This is a genomic window from Methanofastidiosum sp., assembly GCA_013178285.1.
Classification (GTDB): Archaea; Methanobacteriota_B; Thermococci; order Methanofastidiosales; family Methanofastidiosaceae; genus Methanofastidiosum.
The window spans coordinates 1-4,018 of record JABLXD010000079.1 but is presented as its reverse complement, the minus strand read 5'-3'; the positions used below and the strand labels follow the sequence as shown (position 1 = coordinate 4,018).

General features: G+C 29.1%; 4 protein-coding genes. All 4 read right to left on the bottom strand.

Annotated elements, in window-relative coordinates:
• Positions 1-58: 58 nt before the first annotated feature.
• Positions 59-265 carry a hypothetical protein gene (locus tag HPY60_11695; GenBank protein ID NPV51838.1) on the bottom strand — a complete coding sequence of 69 codons (207 nt, stop codon included), beginning with the start codon at positions 263-265 and terminating at the stop codon, positions 59-61.
• 36 nt (positions 266-301) lie between these two features.
• Positions 302-910, bottom strand: coding sequence for an energy transducer TonB (locus HPY60_11690; GenBank protein ID NPV51837.1), 609 nt, complete (start codon positions 908-910; stop codon positions 302-304).
• A gap of 204 nt (positions 911-1,114) precedes the next feature.
• Positions 1,115-2,770 carry a rhomboid family intramembrane serine protease gene (locus HPY60_11685; protein ID NPV51836.1) on the bottom strand — a complete coding sequence of 552 codons (1,656 nt, stop codon included), beginning with the start codon at positions 2,768-2,770 and terminating at the stop codon, positions 1,115-1,117.
• A 172-nt stretch (positions 2,771-2,942) separates the two neighbouring features.
• Entirely contained in the window at positions 2,943-3,821 is an 879-nt protein-coding gene (locus HPY60_11680; protein ID NPV51835.1) for a hypothetical protein, read from the bottom strand.
• Between the last annotated feature and the right edge of the window lie 197 nt (positions 3,822-4,018).

Sequence of the window (4,018 nt, the reverse complement as noted above, 5' to 3'; positions counted from 1 at the left end):
AGGTCACCAACATTTATTATTGAATCTGTATGGTTGGTAATTTTTACGGCTATAACTCTTATATTTTTACTATCCTCTTTTTTAGTATACTTTTTATTTCCTTTTCTCTTAGAACATCATATTTGTATGAAAGTTTCACTCCGTCTTTTAATTCATGAGAATCATAGTAAACTGATGGAGGATTAATTGGCTTGTAAGTTGCTGCACAGCTAGCAATAAATAATGGAAATAATAAAATTAAAGCTCTAGAAATTTTGGTCTTCATTTGTCCATTTTGTTTTTAGTTAAACATAATTTTATCTTATTGTAATACAAAAATAACGGGAAATGTATACTTGGATTCAATTGGTTCTCCACTTTTAATAGAAGGTAACCATTTTTGTGGAATTAATTTAACTACTCTTAATGCTTCATTATCTAAAGCGGGATATACGCTTTTTTGAACTTTATAATCATAAACATCTCCTTCTTTATTTATAAAAATATCAATCAGAATTCGACCTGATTTCCCATTTACTACTGCTACTTCTGGATATCGTAAGTTGGTCATTATGGTATATCTAGCTTCATATAAACTACCTAAATAAATTGTAGGCCTATCTAGTTCAGACGTATCATTCTGTATGTTAACAAATATAACAGAATCTTTATCGTAATCATATTTTAAATCAACAGAATTATCAGTGTCGTAATAAGTCCAGATACCTGTTTTTTTATTATTGGCATATTGTCCGGTTGTTACTTTTTTATTATTTACAAATCTTGAATATTCACCATTTTTGATATTCCTGTCATTTTTTAACACATAATATGTTTCTACAACAGATTTTTCTTTATCTTTTATCTTTATTCTTTTTAATTCAGTTTGACCAAATGCGGAATATATAATTATCCCAAGAATAATTGTCATTAAAAATCTTTTCATAATGATTTAGTTTAGTTATTGAATTCTGGTGATTCATCTTCAATTTTGCACAACGGCTGGGGGTTGATAAAGTGCAGGCGGTTGGAACATCGTCATCGTCCCACGATGAGGACGCTGGATTGAAACGATAAAGTATCCTAATCCGCTGATAGCCTGCATTTTATTAAACCCTTGTTGGCAAACGTTTTTTTATTTCGGATTTGTTAATTCTTCAATTATTTTCTCAATTTCCATATTGTAGTTAGATATTTCACTATCATACTTGTCTGTATTTTCGGTTATTGCTTTTTGAATGGTTCTGTAACTTTTTATTCTTAACTCACAGTATTCTCTTAGTCGTTCATTTCTTATACAAATAATAGAAGGTAATTCATATGATTCAATCTTTTCTAACACTTTTAGACATTCTTCCCAATTCTTAATGCCATTATTTTGTAATTCATTAAGAAGTTCTGCGTCTGAAGAAAACCTTGGCATTCTATAAAGTCCAAGTGCCTTTTCTTCGAGTCTCACAAATATTTGCATATCAGCATCATATTTTCCAATGTCACTTGTTGTGTTTTTTACAATTGCAAAAGAACCAATTGAGAAAACTAAAACTAAAATTCCGATAGTTATTGGTTTGAGTATTTTATTCGGCTTAATTAAACTTGGATAGGATGAGTAACCTATTATTAAGCCACTAATTAATCCTCCTATGTGAGCTGCATTATCAATGCCTCCTTTTAAGCCATTTATTAAATTGTAGAAAACAAAAACTCCAATGCTAATTAAAAGAGATTTTCTAGCGGATTTTTCAATTAACTTGGTCGTTAGTAAAGCTATAAATACTCCGTACATTCCAAATATGGCTCCTGATGCACCTGCACTAATTGTTAATTCATTCCAAAATATACTCGCAACACTACCTGATATTCCTGCAATTAAATATGCACTTAAAAATCTTGATTTTCCTAAGTATGGCTCAAGCAGTAAACCGATGTAGACAAGTGCATACATATTCATTAATAAATGAAATATTCCAATATGAATAAATGTACTAGTAAATAATCTCCACAATTCACCGTCTATAGTTGCTGGTCTAAAATTTGCTCCCCATAGAAGCAAGCTTTCATTTGAGGGCAAAATCAAATGCACCCCAGCTATTGCCATCACAGCAAAAAGTAAAATGTTTAGTATTACAATTATCGGAGTAATGAAATAGCCGTCTGTAGGATATAAAAGAGAAAAAAATCCTGAAACTTTTTCTTTTTTATTTAAAGGTGGATTAATGATATCGTCATCAGCACTAACAAATTCCTTCGACAACTCGGAATATCGCTCTTCAAGACTTGATTTATCAATTTCTTCTTTTGTCTTTTTAAAAGTTTCAAAAAAAGAATCTATATTTTTTCTATTCTTACCCCAATCAATAAATTGATTTCCTGTACATTCACTCTTTACATTAATATTCCCAACTTCAATTTTTACTTGTATTTCTTCACTCCAAGAACTCATTGAGAATTTTGTATAAGCGATAAATCCAGATTCGCTTATAAATCCAATATTCCAGTTTAATTTCTTAGCTGTTTCAAATGCTATTACAGATAATTGCTTTTTATTTAAATCTGAAATAGGGAAATTATCAATTTGTTTAGGTGAGAATCCAAATGATACATTACTTTTCTTTTCAGTTTTATTTTTTTCAGTTTCAGCTACAATTATTGCTTTGTCGATTTCAAAAAACTCGCATTCATTTTCAAAATCTGACTTTTGATTTGTCAAACCACAAATAATACCTTGCTTCGGGTCAAATTTCTGTTTAGTACATTTTTTACAGTACTCTAATTGTTTGTTTCTATCCATTAATTTATTGTTTGTTGTCGTTTCTTAAAATGTTTGCCAACGGTGAGGGGTGTACAAAGTGCTGGTTTTTGAAAAAACGTCCTCATCCAAAAGTATGAAGTTGGATTGAAACAAAAAAGTTTCCTAATCCGCTGATAGCCTGAATTTTATTAAACCCTTGTTAGGCAATGTGTTATTTTATTTTTTTTAGTAATACAGCATCATTATTATCTGCAATTTTTAAAACATTAGATTCTTTTCTATAAATACGTTCAATTATAAATTCATATTTATTAAAAAATATTATTATATCACCCTCAGAAAGAGAATAACCAACATAAATTGGGTCGTATTTACTTGCTTTTGAATTATTCTTGATTTTTAGACATTCTTTCATGCCTTCAGGTCCTAGTTGTTTACCATTTAAATAAAAAGATAATATGATAAATGGCAATATTTTGTTATTTATTATTTCTTCATGGATACGAATTGGTTTTATTGATATTTTATTTTTATTGGAGTTTAAAACAGGAGTATTTTCATACAAACTAATTAAAAATTCGGTGCTATCAGGTTTATAATTATCATCAAACCCAATTAAATGAAATTTTAATGAATTAATACTATTCTCAACTTGTTCAATCCTAGATTCTATTTGAAAATATACGGAATCATTTCTTGAAATTATATTTAAGAATTTAGAATTCATTTTATAGGTATTATTTGAATAATCATTAACACTAGGATTTTCAATGATTTTTTCATCGAAAGGGGGTTTAGTAATTTCTCTATAAATTTGAATTGTTGTTAAAACTAATGCTATTGCACCAACCCAAAATCCGAAAATTGAAAACATTCCAGCTTTTTTATTCTCATCTAATTCTTGTTTAATCCTATCAATTACTTCTTCTCGAATAGCATCAATGTTATTTTCTATTCTTTCAATATTTTCTGAATGTTTTTTTAATTCATCAAGTGAATCATTAAGTGGCTTAATGGAAATACCTTTAACTTCAATGTCTTTAATTGAATCTTCTAATTCATTTAAAATTTCTTTGTAATTCTTTTCCATATAAGAAATAGTTTGTGAATGAATCCAACATATTGCCTAACGGTGGAGGGTGTATAGCGTGCCCATCGAATGAAACAACGTCAACATCCCACGAGATAAAGTTAGATTGAAACGACCAAGTTTGCAAATCAACGAATCCTTGGGCATGCTATGCAACCTATGTTATGCAAAGTAGTTAATATCCAGTCATCTACAAA